This is a genomic window from Kocuria sp. CNJ-770 (assembly GCF_001942375.1).
Classification (GTDB): Bacteria; Actinomycetota; Actinomycetes; order Actinomycetales; family Micrococcaceae; genus Kocuria; species Kocuria oceani.
Map to the genome: position 1 here is coordinate 14,979 of NZ_MKJW01000103.1, position 16,568 is coordinate 31,546.

A 16,568-nucleotide genomic window follows, 5' to 3' on the forward strand; every position below is an offset into this window, starting at 1 on the left:
CTTCGGGGCGCGGCTGGCCCGGGCGATGGACGCCCACGGTCCGCTGTGCGTGGGCATCGACCCGCACCCGGGGCTGCTCGACGCGTGGGGGCTGCCCCGCACCGCGGAGGGGCTGCGCCGCTTCTCCCTGACGGTGCTCGAGGCCGCCGCCGGGCGGGCCGCGGCCGTGAAGCCGCAGGTGGCCCTGTACGAGTCCTACGGGGCCGCGGGCATCGCCGTGCTCGAGGAGCTGCTCGCCGGGGCCCGCGCCGCGGACCTGCTCACGGTGGCCGACGCCAAGCGCGGCGACATCGGCTCCACGATGGAGGCCTACGCCGCCGCGTGGCTGGCGGAGGGGTCCCCTCTCGCCGCGGACGCCGTGACCCTGAGCCCCTACCTCGGCTTCGAGTCGCTGCGCCCGGCCCTGGACCTGGCCGCGCGCACGGGCCGCGGCACGTTCGTGCTCGCGCTCACCTCCAACCCCGAGGGCCGCTCGGTGCAGCACGTCGGAGGCGCCGATTCGGTGGCCCGGGCCGTGTGCTCGGCGGCCGCGGCGGAGAACGCCCGGGTGCTCGGCGGCGCTGAGGGCCCCGCCCCCGCCGGCGCCGCCGCGGCGGGCCGCACCGGCCTGGGCCCGTGCGGGCTGGTGGTGGGCGCCACGGTCGGCGACGCCCTGGCGGCGCTGGGCATCGACCTGGCCGGGTCCGCGGGCCGCTGCTGGCCCCCGGCTACGGGGCCCAGGGCGCCCGCGCCGAGGACCTCCCGGCCGTGTTCGGTGCCGCCGCCGGGCAGGTGCTGGCCACCTCGAGCCGGGCGATCCTGCGCCGCGGCCCGGCCGTGCCCGCCCTGCGGGAGGCCGTCGAGCGCTCCGCGGCGGAGCTGGCGGCGGCCCTGGGCTGAGCGGCGGCGGTGCCCCCGCCGGTCCCGGCGTTCTGCCGGCGGTGCGCTGACGGTCCTCCCGCGGGGGCGGCCGGGGACGACACCCCTGGTCACGCCACGGTCGTGTCGCCTTGCGATGGATTGATAATCATGTAGTTTCTTTAGCAAACGGGCTGGCCGTCCTGCTGCGGGACGGAGGCTGCAGTCCGTGGCGACGAGGAGGAACCACATGGCACTGCGTCCGCTGACCGACGACGAGCGAGCCGCCGCGCGGGAGAAGGCCACCCAGGCACGGACGGCGCGCGCGACGTGAAGAAGGGCCTGCGCGAGCGCCGGATGACGGTGGCCCAGATCCTCGAACGGGCCGACCAGGAGGAGGCCGTGAGCCGGCTGAAGGTCTCCGACCTGCTCGAGGCCACCCCGGGGATCGGGAAGGTCCGCTCGGCCGCCATCATGGAGGAGATCGGCATCGCCCGCACGCGGCGGCTGCGCGGGCTCGGCGTGCACCAGCGCAAGGCGCTCATCGAGTACCTCGACCGCTGAGCCCGCCCGCCGGGCGCCGGGGGAGCGGGCGCCGGGGGGAGCGGGCGCGATCCGGTAGATTGGGGTGTTCCCCACCCCGTTCCCAGGAGGTTTCCCGTGACTCCCGACGCGCCCCGCCCCGCGCGCCCGTCCCTGACCGTGCTCGCCGGACCCACGGCCGTCGGCAAGGGCACCGTCTCGACCTACGTCCGGGACCACTATCCGCAGGTGTGGCTGTCCGTGTCGGCGACCACCCGCGCCCCGCGCCCGGGAGAGGTCGACGGGGTGCACTACTTCTTCGTGTCCGACGAGCAGTTCGACGCCCTGGCCCGGGACGGGCAGCTGCTCGAGTGGGCGGTGGTGCACAACTCCCACCGCTACGGCACGCTGCGCTCCACCGTGGAGCAGGCGCTGGCGGGCGGGCGCTGCGTGCTGCTGGAGATCGACCTGCAGGGGGCGCGGCAGATCCGCGGCACGATGCCGGAGGCCAATTTCGTCTTCCTGGCCCCGCCCAGCTGGGACGAGATGGTCGCCCGGCTGGTCGGCCGGGGCACCGAGACGCCCGAGGAACAGCGGGTCCGGCTCGAAACCGCTAAACTGGAGCTCGCGGCAGAGCCGGAGTTCGACCACACCGTCGTCAACGACAGCGTCGAGCGGGCCGCCGCCGAACTCGTGCAGCTCATGGGGGCCGACCCCGAGCAGGCATCCTGATACCCGTCCACCGCGTTTGGAGCAAGAGCTTGTCTACCCACACCGAAGGCATCATCAACCCGCCGATCGACGCCCTGCTGAAGAAGTCCGACTCCAAGTACGGGCTCGTGATCTTCGGCGCCCGGCGTGCCCGGCAGATCAATGCCTACTACTCGCAGCTGCACGAGGGGCTGTTCGAGTACGTCGGTCCGCTCGTCGACACGCAGCTCAACGAGAAGCCGCTGTCCATCTCCTTCCGGGAGATCGACGCGGGCCTCATCGAGGGCCGCCCGGTGGAGCACGCCGGGTTCGCCGAGAACGGCCAGCTCACCACGGAGGCGGACCTCGCCGCCGACGTCTTCGGCGCCGACTTCTTCGCCCAGGGCACGGAGGACGACTTCTCCGCCGGCGCGGCGTTCTCCGACGAGGCGACCGTGGACTTCTCCGCGGGCGGGTCCAGCACCCCGCTCGAGCCGCTGGGCGACCTGCCCGGCAGCGGCGAGGACAACCCGGTCAACGGGGCCGGTGACGCCGCCGACGCCGCCCCGGAGGAGCCGGGGCGGGAGCCCGGGGACCTCCGGGACCTGTGAGCCGCCTCCGGCCCGTCCGGCGGGGCGGCACGGCGTGAAGGTCGTCCTCGGCATCGGCGGGGGCATCGCCGCCTACAAGGCCGCGCTGCTGCTGCGGCTGTTCACCGAGGACGGCCACACGGTCGTGCCCGTGCCCACCGAGTCCGCGCTGCGCTTCGTGGGCGCCCCCACCTGGGAGGCCCTGTCCGGCCAGCGCGTCAGCACGGGGGTCTTCGAGCGGGTGGACGAGGTCAACCACGTCCACCAGGGGCAGAGCGCCGACCTCGTCGTCGTCGCCCCCGCCACCGCCGACCTGCTCGCGCGCGCGGCGCACGGACTGGCCGACGACCTGCTCACCACCACGCTGCTGGCCACCCGCGCCCCGGTGCTCTTCGCCCCGGCGATGCACACCGAGATGTGGCTGAATCCCGCCGTCCAGGCCAACGTGACCACCCTGCGCGGCCACGGGCACACCGTCCTGGAGCCCGCCGTGGGCCGCCTGACCGGTCCCGACTCCGGGCCCGGCCGGCTGCCCGAGCCGGAGGACATCCACGCCGCCGCCCTGCGCCTGGTCCGGGGCGGGCCGACGCCCGACGGGCCGCTGGCGGGCGCCCGGGTCCTGGTCAGCGCCGGGGGCACCCGCGAGCCGCTGGACCCGGTCCGCTTCCTCGGCAACCGCTCCTCCGGCAAGCAGGGCGTGGCGATCGCCGCCGCCGCCCGCGACGCCGGGGCGGAGGTCACCCTGGTGGCCGCCCACCTCGAGACCCCGGTCCCGGCCGGGGTGGAGGTCGTCCACGCCGGCACCGCCGAGCAGCTGCGCCGGGCGTGCGTGCGGGCGGCCGCGCGGGCCGACGTGGTGGTGATGGCCGCCGCGGTGGCCGACTACCGCCCGGCCCGGGTGGCCGACGCGAAGCTGAAGAAGGCCGAGGACGGCACCGACCCGGTGCTCCAGCTGGTGCGCAACCCCGACGTCCTGCGCGAGCTCGTGGACCTGCGCAACACCGCCCGGCGCCGCCAGCTGCTCGTGGGCTTCGCCGCCGAGACCGGCGACGCCGAGACCGACCCGCTGACGTTCGGGCGCCGGAAGCTCGCGCGCAAGGGCTGCGACCTGCTGGCGGTCAACCACGTGGGCGAGAGCCTGGTCTTCGGTCAGGACACCACCTCCCTCACGGTGCTCAGCGCCGCCGGCGGCCCGGAGCAGGTGCTCGAGGGCCCCAAGGACGAGGTCGCCCGCGCTCTCGTGCAGCGGATCGCGCAGGACCTGGCCGGCGTCCGCGGCTGATCCCGGCCCGCCCTGCCGCGCCCGGTGCGGCAGGGCGGGCGCGTTCCGCCGTCCGGGGCGGACGGTAGTGTGGTCTCCCGTGAGCGAGACGACCCAGCACCTGAGACTGTTCACCTCCGAGTCCGTCACGGAGGGCCACCCCGACAAGATCTGCGACCAGATCAGCGACTCGATCCTCGACGACCTGCTGCGCCAGGACCCCGAGTCCTCCGTGGCGGTCGAGACGATGGTGACCACCGGGCTGGTCCACGTGGCCGGGGAGGTGAAGACCCGGGGCTACGTCGAGATCCCCAACGTGGTGCGCAAGACGCTGCTGGACATCGGCTACAACTCCTCGGTGCACGGCTTCGACGGGGAGTTCTGCGGGGTGTCGATCAGCGTGGGCGAGCAGTCCCCGGAGATCTACGAGGGCGTGTTCCAGTCCCTCGAGGTCCGTGAGGGCACCGCCCGCGACGCCCGGGACGCCCAGGGCGCCGGGGACCAGGGCATCATGTTCGGCTACGCCTCGGACGAGACCGAGGTGCTGATGCCGGCGCCGATCTTCATCGCCCACCGCCTCTCCGAGCAGCTCACCCGGGTCCGCAAGACCGCGGTGCTGCCCGGGCTGCGCCCGGACGGCAAGACCCAGGTCACCCTCGGCTACGACGGCCACCGCCCGGTCGCCGTGGACACCGTGGTGGTCTCCGCCCAGCACGTGGAGGGCTACGACCTCGACCAGCTGGCCTCGGACCTGCGCCAGTGCGTGATCGGCCCCGTGCTCGAGGAGACCGGCCTGGACCTGTCCGCGACCCAGCTGATCATCAACCCGGCCGGCAACTTCGTGCGCGGCGGGCCGGTGGGCGACGCCGGGCTGACCGGGCGCAAGATCATCGTGGACACCTACGGGGGGATGGCCCGCCACGGCGGTGGGGCCTTCTCGGGCAAGGACCCCTCCAAGGTCGACCGCTCCGCGGCCTACGCGATGCGCTGGGTCGCCAAGAACGTCGTGGCCGCCGGTCTCGCCGACCGCGTGGAGGTGCAGGTGGCCTACGCGATCGGGCGCGCCGCCCCGGTCGGGCTCTACGTGGAGACCTTCGGCACCGCGCACGTGGACCCGCTGCGGATCGAACGGGCCGTGCACGAGTCTTCGACCTGCGCCCGCTGGCGATCATCGAGGACCTGGACCTCAAGCGCCCGATCTACGCGCGCACCGCCGCGCACGGGCACTTCGGCCGCACCGAGCCCGAGTTCACCTGGGAGCGCACCGACCGCGTCGCGGACCTGCGGTCGGCCGCCGGGCTCTGAGCATGACCCGGGAGGACGCCGAGGCCGCCGCGGAGGCCCCGCGGCAGCTGTCGCTCCTCTCGGGCTTCCCGCCGCGCCCGCCGCGGCCGGACACCAAGGGCGTGGGCGCGGCGCTGCTGGCCGAGCCCGATCCCGTGGCCCGGGTGCTGCTGGACACCCACGTCCCGCACCTGGACCGGGCCTTCGACTACGCCGTGCCCGCCGAGCTGGCGGACACGGCGGTGCCCGGTGCCCGGGTCAAGGTCGGCTTCGCGGGCCAGGAGCTGACCGGCTACGTGCTCGAGCGGGCCGCCGACTCGGAGGTGATGGCCCGGATCCAGCCGCTGCGCCGGGTGCTGTCCCCGCTGCCCGTGCTGACCCCGGAGATCGCCCTGCTCGCCGAGGACATCGCCGCGCGCGCGGCCGGCACCACCGCCGACGTCGTGCGGCTGGCGGTCCCGCCGCGGGTCGCCCGGGTGGAGAAGGAGGTCGAGCAGCGCCTGGCCGAGGCGCCGGGGCACTCGACCGGCCTGTCCCCGCACGTGCCCGGACCCTCCCACGACGCCGCCCTGGCGGACTACGCGGGCGGGCCGGAGTTCCTGGCCGAGCTCGGCGCCGGCGGTGCCCCGCGCGCCGTGGTCGAGGTGCTGCCCGCCCATCCCGCCCACGACTGGACGGACGTGCTGGCCGCCGCGATCGGTGCCGCCTGGCGGGCCGGGCGCGGGGCGGTGGCGGTCGTGGCCGACCAGAAGGCGCTGGCCCGGCTGGAGCGCTCGGTGGTGGACGAGATCGGCGCCGAGCACCTGGTGCGCCTGCACGCCGAGGACGGGCCCACCCCGCGCTACCGGGCGTTCCTCGCCGCGGCCACCGGCCAGGTCCGGGTGGTCCTGGGCACCCGCTCGGCCGCCTACGCGCCCGTGGACGACCTCGGGCTCGTGGCCTGCTTCGACGACGGCGACGAGAACCTCGTGGAGCAGCGCGCGCCCTACCAGCACGTGCGCGACGTGCTGCTGCTGCGGGCCGGGCGCAGCGGGTGCGGGGCGCTGTTCGCCGGGCACGCGGTCAGCCCCGAGGCCCAGCGGCTCGTGGTCTCCGGCTGGGCCCGGCGGCTGGCCCCGGCGCGGGAGGTGCTGCGGGTGCACATGCCGCGGATCGTCTCGACCGCCGACTCCTTCCACGCCGCCCGGGACCCGCTGGCCTCCCGCGCCCGGCTGCCCGAGACGGCCTACCGGGCGGCCCGGGAGGGGCTGGAGCGGGGCCCGGTCCTGGTGCAGGTGGCCCGCGCCGGCTACGCCCCCCACCTGGCCTGCGAGCGGTGCCGGGAGCCGGCCCGGTGCACCGCCTGCGACGGACCCCTCGGGGTGGTGTCCCGGCGCGGGGTGCCCCGCTGCGGCTGGTGCGGGCGCTCGGCGCACTCCTGGGCCTGCGCCGCGTGCGGGTCCCGGCGGATGCGCCTGGTCACCGTCGGGGCGCTGCGCACGGCCGAGGAGCTGGGGCGGGCCTTTCCCCAGGTGCCGGTCGTCGCGTCCTCGGGGGAGGCGGTGCGCGCGGAGGTGCCCGGCAGCCCGGCCCTGGTGGTGGCCACCCCGGGGGCGGAGCCGGTGGCGGAGGGCGGCTACGCGGCGGCGCTGCTGCTCGACGGCAACCAGATGCTCATGCGCCCGGCCCTGCGCGCGGCGGAGCAGACGCTGCGCCGGTGGTTCAACGCCGCGGCGCTGGTCCGCCGGGCCCGGGACGGCGGGGTCGTGGTGGTCACCGCCGAGCACGAGAGCGCCGTGGGGGCGTTCGTGCGCTGGGACCCGGCCGGCCACGCCGAGCGGGAGCTCGTGGAGCGCCAGGCCCTCGGGCTGCCGCCCGCGGTGCGCTCGGCGGCGCTGACCGGGCCCGCGGCGGCGGTCGCGGCGTTCCTGGCCGACCTCGAGCTGCCGGCCGCGGTGCGGGTGATCGGGCCCACCCCGCTGGAGGACCACGGGGCGGGTCCGGACGGGGGCCGGCCCCGCACCGGGCGCTGCTGTTCTTCGGCTACGGCGTGGCCGGGGAGGTGACCCGGCGGCTGCGGGCGGCCCGCGCCCAGGCCTCCGCGCTGCGCAAGCACCCGCCGGTGCACGTGCGCTGCGACGTCACCGACCTGCTCTAGCGCTGTCCCGCGCGAGCGCTGCCCTGCACCGGCGCCGGCCCGACGCGCGGCGGGCCCGTTCCCGCACGGGTCCATCGGGCACGCCCCGGGCGGGCCCGGTCACAGCGAGCGCTTCTCGAACAGCGCGGCGGTGCCGATGCCCCCGGCGGAGCTGATCATCGCCAGCAGCAGGCTGCCCTCCGGCAGGTCGCGGCCGCGCGAGCAGACGGACCACGGACACCGCCCCGGAGGCCCCGTAGGCGTGCCCGAGGGCCAGGGCGCCGCCGTCGGCGTTGAGCACGTCCTCGTCCACGCCGAGCAGGTCGGTGCAGGCCAGCACCTGCCCGGCGAAGGCTCGTTGAACTCCACGGCGGCCAGCCGGTCGGCGGGCACGTGCTGGGCGCCCAGCAGCTCCCGGGCGGCCACGGCCGCGCCGAGCCCGAGCCGGGCCGGGTCCACCCCCACGGTCGCCGCGCCGCGGAAGGCGAGCCCGGTGCGCAGGCCCAGCTCCCGCGCCGTGGCCGGGAGGGCGACCAGGACGGCGGCCGCCCCGTCCGCGTCGGCGCAGGAGTTGCCGGCCGTCACGGTCCCGCCGCGGGCGAAGGCGGCGGGAAAGCGGGCCAGCAGGGCCGCGTCCAGCCGCGGCCGCGGGCCGTTGTCGGCGTGCACGCTCCCGCGCGGGCCGGTCACCGCGACCAGCTCGTCGTCGAACACCCCCGCGCCCGCGGCGGCGAGCGCCCGCCGGTGGCTGCGCAGGGCGTAGGCGTCCTGCCGGGCCCGGCCGATCCCGTGCTCCCCGGCGACCGTCTCCGCCGCCGGTCCCATGTCGGGGTCGCCCAGGTGCTCGGGGGCGAAGCGGGCCCGGCGGTAGAACTCCACGTGGCCGTCCGCCTGCCGCCGTCCGCGCAGGGGCGCGGTGCTGATGCTCTCGGCCCCGCCGGCCAGGAAGGCCCGTCCGGCCCCCGCCCGGGCGAGCCGGCAGGCCAGCACCACGGCGTCCAGCCCGGAGCCGCACTGCCGGTCCACGGTCAGCCCCGGCACGGACAGGGGCAGACCGGCCTCGAGGGCGGCGAGCCGAGCGAGGTTGCCGCCGGCGCCCACGGCGTTGCCGACCACGACGTCGGAGAGCTGCCGGGGGTCCACGCCGGAGTCCTCCACGAGGCGGCGCAGCACCGGGGCCAGGAGCCGGTGGACGGGCACCCCGTCCAGCAGGGTCCCGGCGCGGGCCAGGGGCGTGCGCCGGCCCAGCAGCAGCAGGGGATCGGCCGCCCCGGCGGTGGGCTCAGCCGAGCGGGCGGACACGGTGGTCTCCGTCGAGGACCCAGTCCCGCAGCAGCCGGCGGCTGAGCTTGCCGTGGCCGGTGAGGGGGAGCTCGCCGAGCTCGACGTAGTGCCGGGGGGCTGGGGCGGGGCCAGCCGCGCCGCCGCGGCCTCCCGGAGCGGGCCCGGGCGCACCCCGCCGGGGCCGGGGACGATGCCGGCCACCACCCGCTGCCCGCGGGAGCCGTCCGGCACCCCGGTCACCACCGCCTCGGCCACTCCGGGCACCGCGGCCAGGGCCGCCTCGACCTCCTGCGGGTAGACGTTGTGCCCGCCGGTGACGACCATGTCCGAGAGCCGGCCCAGCACGTGCAGCTGCCCGCCGCGCAGGACGCCCTGGTCCCGCACCGTGGCCATGCCGCCCAGCTCGCCGAAGGCCTGACCGTCGTCGCCCCACAGGTAGCCGTCGCAGACCAGCTCCGAGCGCACGCACACGGTGCCGGGCACCCCCTCCGGCACCGGACGGCCGGCGTCGTCGAGGACGGCCAGCGCCACCCCCGGAAAGGCGGGGCCCACCCCGGTGCCGGTCGGCGCGGCGGGCTCCCCGGGGCCGTGCCGGCGGGCGGCGACGAAGCCGAGCTCGGCGGCGCCGTAGTACTCCCAGACGGTCGCCCGGGGGGCCCAGCGGCGCACCGCGTCCAGCGTGCGCCCGTCCAGGGCCTGCCCGGCGCTCACGACCGCGGTGAGCCCGGCGGCGTCGGCGCCGGCGGCGAGGCCGCGCTCCGCGAGGACCCGCAGCACGGCGGGCACCCCGACCAGGCGGGTGACGCCCCGGCCGGTGATCTCCGCGTGGGCGGCGGCGACGTCGAGGCGCGGCTGGGTGTGGAAGGCGGCCCCGGCCCAGAGGCACTCGGAGAGGGTGTAGAGGTTCAGGCTCGCCGACAGCGGTCCCGGGGCCAGCACGCGGTCCCCGGGACGCAGGCCGAAGCAGCCGGTGGAGGCCTCGAAGGAGCGCTGCCAGGAGCGCCGGCTGCGGCTGAAGGCCTTGGGCACGGCGGTGGTGCCCGAGGTCAGGCCGATCAGGAAGGCGGAGTCCGGGTCCCCGTCGCGCAGCCGCGCCGGGACGGGAGCCGCGGGCAGCCGGGCCGCCAGGCGCCGCCGCACCGCCTCGGCCCGCTGCCGGGGGCCGAGGGGGTCCAGCACGGCGCACACCCGCTCCTCGGCCACCCCGGCCGCCCACCGGACGGCGAAGTCCACGCCGTTGGCCTGCCGCAGGAGGCCCGTGGGCTCGCCCGAGGCGGCCAGCGCCGCGGCCCGGGCGCGCAGCCGCCCCCAGCTCAGCCGCTCGGGGCCGCACACCACGGCGGGCTCGTCCGGGCGCTGCCCGGCCCAGCGCGACACACGGTCCAGGAACGGCATCCCCTCATCCTAGGGCCCGGTCCGTCACGGTCCCGGAGGTCTTGGCCTGCGCCCTCCGGTGTGGTGGGGTGGGACCGAGCGGCAGTGCCGCCGCCGTCGTCCGGGGAGGTCACCGTGGGAGAAGAGGTCCGTTCCCGCAGCTACACGCGCGAGGAGCGCCAGCGCTACCGGGAGAAGGTGCGGCAGGACCTCGACGTCTTCGAGCTCATGCTGCACCGCAGCTCCTTCGAGTTCGACCGCCCCATGACGGGGCTGGAGATCGAGCTGAACCTCGTCGACGAGCACTTCGAGCCCTCCTTCCACAACGCCGAGGTCCTCGCCGCCATCGCCGACCCCGGCTACCAGACCGAGCTCGCCCGCTACAACATCGAGCTCAACGTCCCCCCGCGCCCGCTGCCCGGGCGCGCCGCGCTCGAGCTCGAGGAGGAGCTGCGCGCCTCGCTCAACGCCGCCGACGCCCGCGCCCGGGAGACCGGCTCGCGGATCATGGCCATCGGGATCCTCCCGACGCTCCGGCCCGAGCACTACGAGCGGGAGTGGATCAGCGCCAACAACCGCTACAGCGCGCTCAACGACTCGATCTTCGTGGCCCGCGGGGAGGACATCCGCCTGGACCTCGAGGGACCGGACGGGGAGCGGGTCGACGCCTACTGCGACTCCATCGCCCCCGAGTCGGCGTGCACCAGCGTCCAGCTGCACCTGCAGGTCGCCCCCACCGGCTTCGCCGCCCACTGGAACGCCGCCCAGGCGCTGTCCGCCGTGCAGGTCGCGCTCGCGGCCAACAGCCCCTACTTCTTCGGCCGGCGCCTGCACGCGGAGACCCGGATCGCGCTGTTCCAGCAGTCCACCGACACCCGGCCGGTCGAGCTGAAGAACCAGGGGGTGCGGCCGCGGGTGTTCTTCGGCGAGCGCTGGATCACCTCGATCTTCGACCTGTTCGAGGAGAACGTCCGCTACTTCCCGGCGCTGCTGGCCGACTGCTCCGACGAGGACCCGGCCGCCGAGCTGGCCGCGGGACGGGCCCCGCGCCTGGCCGAGCTGCGGCTGCACAACGGGACGATCTACCGGTGGAACCGCCCGATCTACGACGTCGTCGGCGGCGTGCCGCACCTGCGGGTGGAGAACCGGGTGCTGCCGGCGGGACCCACGATCGCCGACGTGCTGGCCAACGCCGCGTTCTACTACGGCGCGGTGCGCGTCCTGGCCCGGCAGGAACGCCCGGTGTGGACACGGATGAGCTTCGCCGCCTGCGCGGAGAACTTCGAGCGCGCGGCGCGGGACGGGATCGACGCCCGCCTGTACTGGCCCGGCGCCGGCGAGCTGTGCGTCGACGAGCTCGTGCTGCGCCACCTGCTGCCCCTGGCGCACCAGGGCCTGGAGGAGTGGGGCGTGGCCCCGGAGGTCCGGGAGCGCTACCTCGGCATCATCGAGGCCCGGTGCGTGGCCGGGGTCAACGGGGCCACCTGGCAGACGCAGGCGGTCCAGCGCCTCGAGGCCCAGGGCGCCGACCGGCCCACCGCGCTGCGCGGCATGCTCGCCCGCTACGCCCGGCACATGGCCCGCAACGAGCCCGTGCACACCTGGCCGCTGCCCTGAGCCCGGCCGCGGCGGGACCCGCTCACCGGCGGGTCGAGCGCCGCTCGTGCACGCCCCGGGCCACGGCCAGCAGCTCCCGGGCCGAGTCCGCCCAGGACCACGCCCGGGCCCGCTCCAGCCCCGCCAGCGCCTGCGCCCGGGCCCGGGCCGGGTCCTCCACGCCCGGACCGCCGCGGCGAAGCCGGCGTCGTCGTCGGGGGCGGCGTAGGCGGCGGCCTCCCCGGCGACCTCCCGGAAGATCGGCAGGTCGCTGCACACCACCGGCGTCCCGGCCGCCATCGCCTCGACCACGGGCAGCCCGTAGCCCTCGGCCCGCGACGCCGTCAGCAGCGCCGCCGCCCGCCCCAGCAGGGCGGCGTACTCGGCGTCGTCCACCCCGTCGTGGAACACCACGCGCGCCCCCGCCGGGACCAGGGCCTCCAGCTGCGCCCGCCGGGCGGGGGAGATGCGCGAGAGCAGGTGCAGCTCGTACCCGGGCAGCCGCCCCGCCGCGCGCACCAGGGTCTCCACGTTCTTGTAGGGCAGGAACGAGCCCATGTACAGCAGCAGCCGCCCCCGCCGCGGCAGCCGCGACAAAGCCTGCTCCGGGGGCAGCACCGCACCGGGCGGGGCGGCGTTGGGCACCACGTGCACCGGGCGCCGGGTGAGCCGGTGGGCGGCCATGAGCTCCCGGGTGGTCCGCGAGACGGTGACCACGGCGTCGGCGCGGTCCAGCAGCACCCGCTGCGGCCACCACGCCCGGTGGTAGGCCCGCCAGCCCGCGCGCACCGCCGCGGGCAGGTCTCCGGGCGGGGTGGGGTGGTCGTAGTAGATCAGGTCGTGCAGGGTCAGGATCAGCCCGTGCCGCCGTCCCGCCGAGCCCATGGTCTGCATGGGCGAGAACACGACGTCCGGCGCGTACCGGTTGAGCACCAGCGCCGTGGCGGCCTCCGCCGCCGAGACCGGGGAGGGCCCCCGCACGTGCGGGACCTCCGGCAGCATGCCCAGCTGCCGCGGATCGCTCACCAGCACCGCCAGCTCCAGGTCCGGCGTGCTCCCGGCCAGCCCGGCCATCGCCTCGATCAGCCCGGCCCCGTAGCGGCTGATCCCGTCGTGCCGCCCGATCCGCGTGTAGCGGGCGTCCATCAGCAGCCTCACCGGCTCCGCCCCCGCCGCACGATCCGCTGCAGCCCCGTGAACGGCGCGGTGAACGGCCCCGTGTCCGGGCCCGCGAGGTCGGCCGCGGGCAGCTGCTCGTGCAGCTCCACCGGCTCCGGGGCCGGGGAGGTCAGGAACTCGTGGACCAGCTCCGCCGTGCGCGCCGGCGCCTCGTAGTGGATCAGGTGCCCCACGCCCTCCAGCACCTCCAACCGGTGCCGGGGCACCCACGAGGCCATCCGCCGCTGCGCCGCCACGGAGCCCAGCGGGTCCTCCGCCCCCACCACCAGCAGCGTCGGCATCCCCAGCTGCATCGCCACCTCCGCCACCGTGTGCGAGACCGACGCCTCGTAGGCCTCCAGCAGCACGTCCCGGTCCGCGAACGCCGAGAAGTACGCCCGGTGCTGATGGCGCACGTAGCCGCGCACCCGCGGATCCCGCGACGTGGTCATCACCGACGTCATCGCATCCGTCATCCACCAGCTCGACAGCAGCCGCCGCCCCAGCCGCCGCGGCAGCACCCGGCCCAGCCGGTAGTAGCCCACGGTCAGCCGGCTCAGCAGCGCCTGCCCGCCCTCCAGCGCCGGCTCACAGATCGGGTTGACCAGCACCAGCCGCTCCACCATCCCCGGGTGCGCCGCGGCGAAGTGGGCGGCCACCACCGACCCGAACGAGTGCCCCAGCACCACGATGCCGCGCCGGCCTCCGCCGTCGCGCACCGTCCCGCCGGTGAGCTCCTCCACGAAACGGCGCAGGAAGTCCACGTACCCCGCCACGTCGTGACGCCGGTCCGGGAAGCGCTCCGAACGCCCGAACCCCGGCAGGTCCGGCACCACCACGTGGTACCGCGAGCGCAGCCGGTCGGCCAGCAGCTGCAGCCCGTGGTGGTCCCCCGGAACCCGTGCACCATCACCAGCAGCGGTTTGGGCGCCCGGTCGACGTCGTAGAACCAGTAGCGCACCTTGTGCCCGTCCAGCACCAGGCTGCGCCGCTCCGCGTACGGGGTCTCCACCGCGCTGCCCGGCACCCCCTCGCCCGGCCCCGCGTCCCGCGCGCCGGCCCCTGCCGCCATGATGTCCTCCCTGAGGGGCCCGCGAGCACCCGGTGCGCCCCGGCCCGCTGTCGATGCTAGCGGCTGCGCCCCGGCGCTCGCGGGCCGGGCGCGGGGGCCGCTGGGCTAGGATGGGACGGATTCCACCACCGTCGGCGCACCGCCGGGTCCCTGTGATGCCCGGGTGCGCCCACGCGACCGCCCGCCGCCCGCTCCCTGGCCGGCGGCGGTCCACCACCGCGAAGGCGAGGACCGTGACCGAACAGCAGCACACGACCGAGAGCACCGGATACGACTTCCGCGCCATCGAGGCGGCGTGGCCGTCGTTCTGGGCGGAGCAGAAGGTCTACGAGCCGCTCGACGACGGCTCCCGGGAGCGGCGCTACGTGCTCGACATGTTCCCGTACCCCTCGGGGGACCTGCACATGGGCCACGCCGAGGCGTTCGCCATGGGCGACGTCGTGGCCCGGTACTGGCGCCAGCGCGGCTACGACGTGCTGCACCCGATCGGCTGGGACTCCTTCGGGCTGCCGGCCGAGAACGCCGCCATCAAGCGCGACGCGCACCCGGCGGAGTGGACCTACGCCAACATCGAGACGCAGAAGGCCTCGTTCCAGCGCTACGCCATCAGCGCGGACTGGACCCGGGAGATCCACACCTCCGACCCCGAGTACTACCGGTGGACGCAGTGGCTGTTCCTGCAGTTCCACGCCAAGGGCCTGGCCTACCGGAAGAACTCCCCGGTCAACTGGTGCCCCAAGGACCAGACGGTGCTGGCCAACGAGCAGGTCGTGAACGGCGCGTGCGAGCGCTGCGGAACCCCGGTGACGAAGAAGGCCCTGAACCAGTGGTACTTCAAGATCACCGACTACGCGGACCGCCTGCTCGACGACATGGCCGCGCTCGAGGGCCACTGGCCCGAGCGGGTGCTGGCCATGCAGCGGAACTGGATCGGCCGCTCCGAGGGCGCCCACGTGCGCTTCGCCATCGAGGGCGCCGGCGAGGACGGGTCCGACCGCGAGGTCACCGTGTTCACGACCCGGCCCGACACCCTCCACGGCGCCACGTTCTTCGTGGTCGCCGCCGACGCCGAGCTAGCCGGGGAGATCGTCGCCCCGGAGCACGCCGAGGAGCTGGCCGCCTACCGCGAGCAGGTCAAGGCGCTGTCCGACATCGAGCGCCAGGCCACCGACCGGCAGAAGACCGGGGTGTTCCTGGGCCGCCACGCGGTGAACCCGCTGACCGGGGAGAGGCTGCCCGTGTGGGCCGCCGACTACGTGCTCGCCGACTACGGCACCGGCGCGATCATGGCCGTGCCCGCCCACGACCAGCGCGACCTCGACTTCGCCCGCACCTTCGACCTGCCCGTGCGCGCGGTCCTGGACACCGGCGAGGAGGACCCGGCCGTGACCGGGATCGCCACCACGGGCGAGGGCACCCTGATCAACTCCGGCGAGCTGGACGGGCTGGAGAAGGCGCAGGCCATCGAGCGGGCCATCTCCATCGTGGAGGCCGCCGGCACCGGCAACCGGCAGGTCAACTTCCGGCTGCGCGACTGGCTGCTGTCCCGGCAGCGCTTCTGGGGCGCCCCCATCCCGATCGTGCACTGCCCGGCCTGCGGGGAGGTGCCCGTGCCCGAGGAGCAGCTGCCCGTGCGCCTACCCGACGACCTGCGCGGCGAGCAGCTCGCGCCCAAGGGCCGCTCCCCGCTGGCCGCGGCCGAGGACTGGGTCAACGTCGAGTGCCCCGCCTGCGGAGGGCCGGCCCTGCGCGACACCGACACCATGGACACGTTCGTGGACTCCTCCTGGTACTACCTGCGCTTCGCGTCCCCCAACGACGAGAATGCCGCGTTCGACCTCGAGCAGACCCGCAGGTGGCTGCCCGTGGACCAGTACGTGGGCGGGGTGGAGCACGCGATCCTGCACCTGCTCTACTCCCGGTTCTTCACCAAGGTCCTGCACGACCTCGGGCTGGTGGACTTCACCGAGCCGTTCAAGGCGCTGCTGAACCAGGGGCAGGTGCTCAACGGGGGCAAGGCGATGTCCAAGTCCCTGGGCAACGGCGTGGACCTGGGGGAGCAGCTGGACGAGTTCGGCGTCGACGCCGTGCGGCTGACCATGGTCTTCGCCTCCCCGCCCGAGGACGACGTGGACTGGGCGGACGTGTCCCCGCAGGGCTCCCAGAAGTTCCTGGCCCGGGCCTGGCGCCTGGCCCAGGACGTGACGAGCGCGCCCGGCGCCGACCCGGCCTCCGGGGACCAGGGCGTGCGCCGCGCCGCCCACCGGGCCGTGGACGACTCCGCGCAGCTGCTGGACGCGGGGAAGTTCAACGTGGTCGTGGCCAAGACCATGGAGCTGGTCAACGTGGTCCGCAAAGCCATCGACTCCGGCTGCGGCCCGGCCGACCCGGCCGTGCGGGAGGCCGTCGAGGCCGTCGCGGTGGTCCTCTCGCTCGTGGCCCCGTACACCGCCGAGGACATGTGGCACACCCTGGGCCACGAGGCTCCGTCGTCGTGGCCGGCTGGCCCGAGGTCGACCCGGCCCTGCTGGTGGACGACACCGTGACCGCCGTGGTGCAGATCAAGGGCAAGGTCCGGGACCGGCTCGAGGTCCCCGCGGACATCGCCGAGGACGCGCTGCGCGAGCTCGCCCTGGCCTCGGAGACGATCCGCCGGCAGCTGGGCGACGCCGAGATCCGCAAGGTGATCGTGCGCGCGCCCAAGCTGGTGAACATCGTCGCCTGACCCGGTCCCGCCGGTCAGACCGCGGCCGGCGGGCCGCGGAGGTGACCGACGACGCCGGG

The 16,568-nt window shown here is 75.9% G+C and carries 9 protein-coding genes and 6 pseudogenes; 10 read left to right on the forward strand and 5 right to left on the reverse strand.

All coding sequences use genetic code 11. The features are described 5' to 3' along the window. The first annotated feature begins 25 nt into the window (after window positions 1-25). The 7 genes and pseudogenes from pyrF (at window position 26) to BJF77_RS11870 (ending at window position 7,229) form a co-directional block, all read left to right on the forward strand. Window positions 26-879 (forward strand): annotated as a pseudogene (gene pyrF / locus BJF77_RS11840) (orotidine-5'-phosphate decarboxylase). A gap of 208 nt (window positions 880-1,087) precedes the next feature. Next, window positions 1,088-1,401, forward strand: a pseudogene (mihF, locus tag BJF77_RS11845) (integration host factor, actinobacterial type). A 96-nt stretch (window positions 1,402-1,497) separates the two neighbouring features. Further along, entirely contained in the window at window positions 1,498-2,091 is a 594-nt protein-coding gene (gmk, locus tag BJF77_RS11850) for a guanylate kinase (RefSeq protein ID WP_047803300.1), read from the forward strand. A gap of 29 nt (window positions 2,092-2,120) precedes the next feature. Then, window positions 2,121-2,660: a DNA-directed RNA polymerase subunit omega gene (gene rpoZ, locus BJF77_RS19545; protein WP_083665123.1), complete on the forward strand. Its 540-nt coding sequence runs from the start codon at window positions 2,121-2,123 to the stop codon at window positions 2,658-2,660. Between the two features lie 34 nt (window positions 2,661-2,694). Then, window positions 2,695-3,921, forward strand: coding sequence for a bifunctional phosphopantothenoylcysteine decarboxylase/phosphopantothenate--cysteine ligase CoaBC (gene coaBC, locus BJF77_RS11860; RefSeq protein WP_047803299.1), 1,227 nt, complete (start codon window positions 2,695-2,697; stop codon window positions 3,919-3,921). 79 nt (window positions 3,922-4,000) lie between these two features. Next, window positions 4,001-5,205 (forward strand): annotated as a pseudogene (gene metK / locus BJF77_RS11865) (methionine adenosyltransferase). Window positions 5,206-5,207: 2 nt separating this feature from the next. Then, entirely contained in the window at window positions 5,208-7,229 is a 2,022-nt protein-coding gene (locus BJF77_RS11870) for a primosomal protein N' (protein ID WP_255396240.1), read from the forward strand. Between the two features lie 75 nt (window positions 7,230-7,304). On the opposite strand, the gene BJF77_RS22695 is transcribed toward BJF77_RS11870, so the two are convergent. Continuing rightward, complete coding sequence (locus tag BJF77_RS22695; RefSeq protein WP_369821401.1) at window positions 7,305-7,640, reverse strand: hypothetical protein; 336 nt, start codon at window positions 7,638-7,640, stop codon at window positions 7,305-7,307. A gap of 74 nt (window positions 7,641-7,714) precedes the next feature. After that, window positions 7,715-9,979: pseudogene (locus tag BJF77_RS22700) on the reverse strand (AMP-binding protein); the annotation flags it as partial. 114 nt (window positions 9,980-10,093) lie between these two features. On the opposite strand from BJF77_RS22700, the gene BJF77_RS11885 reads away from it, so the two are divergent. Beyond that, window positions 10,094-11,575 carry a glutamate-cysteine ligase family protein gene (locus tag BJF77_RS11885; RefSeq protein WP_047802910.1) on the forward strand — a complete coding sequence of 494 codons (1,482 nt, stop codon included), beginning with the start codon at window positions 10,094-10,096 and terminating at the stop codon, window positions 11,573-11,575. Window positions 11,576-11,597: 22 nt separating this feature from the next. Here the strand turns inward: BJF77_RS11885 and BJF77_RS22705 are convergent, their stop codons facing one another. Both BJF77_RS22705 and BJF77_RS22710 read right to left on the reverse strand, forming a co-directional pair. Continuing rightward, entirely contained in the window at window positions 11,598-11,735 is a 138-nt protein-coding gene (locus BJF77_RS22705; RefSeq protein WP_369821402.1) for a hypothetical protein, read from the reverse strand. Window positions 11,736-11,779: 44 nt separating this feature from the next. Next, window positions 11,780-12,448, reverse strand: a pseudogene (locus tag BJF77_RS22710) (glycosyltransferase); the annotation flags it as partial. On the opposite strand from BJF77_RS22710, the gene BJF77_RS22715 reads away from it, so the two are divergent. Continuing rightward, on the forward strand, window positions 12,447-12,653 hold the full coding sequence (locus BJF77_RS22715; RefSeq protein WP_369821403.1) for a hypothetical protein: 207 nt from the start codon (window positions 12,447-12,449) through the stop codon (window positions 12,651-12,653). The pseudogene BJF77_RS22710 and the gene BJF77_RS22715 overlap by 2 nt on opposite strands. A 55-nt stretch (window positions 12,654-12,708) precedes the next feature. On the opposite strand, the gene BJF77_RS11895 is transcribed toward BJF77_RS22715, so the two are convergent. Beyond that, window positions 12,709-13,545, reverse strand: a complete 837-nt coding sequence (locus BJF77_RS11895; protein WP_255396241.1) for an alpha/beta fold hydrolase — start codon at window positions 13,543-13,545, stop codon at window positions 12,709-12,711. A 472-nt stretch (window positions 13,546-14,017) separates the two neighbouring features. On the opposite strand from BJF77_RS11895, the pseudogene leuS reads away from it, so the two are divergent. Continuing rightward, window positions 14,018-16,509 (forward strand): annotated as a pseudogene (gene leuS, locus BJF77_RS11900) (leucine--tRNA ligase). The last annotated feature ends 59 nt before the right edge of the window (window positions 16,510-16,568 follow it).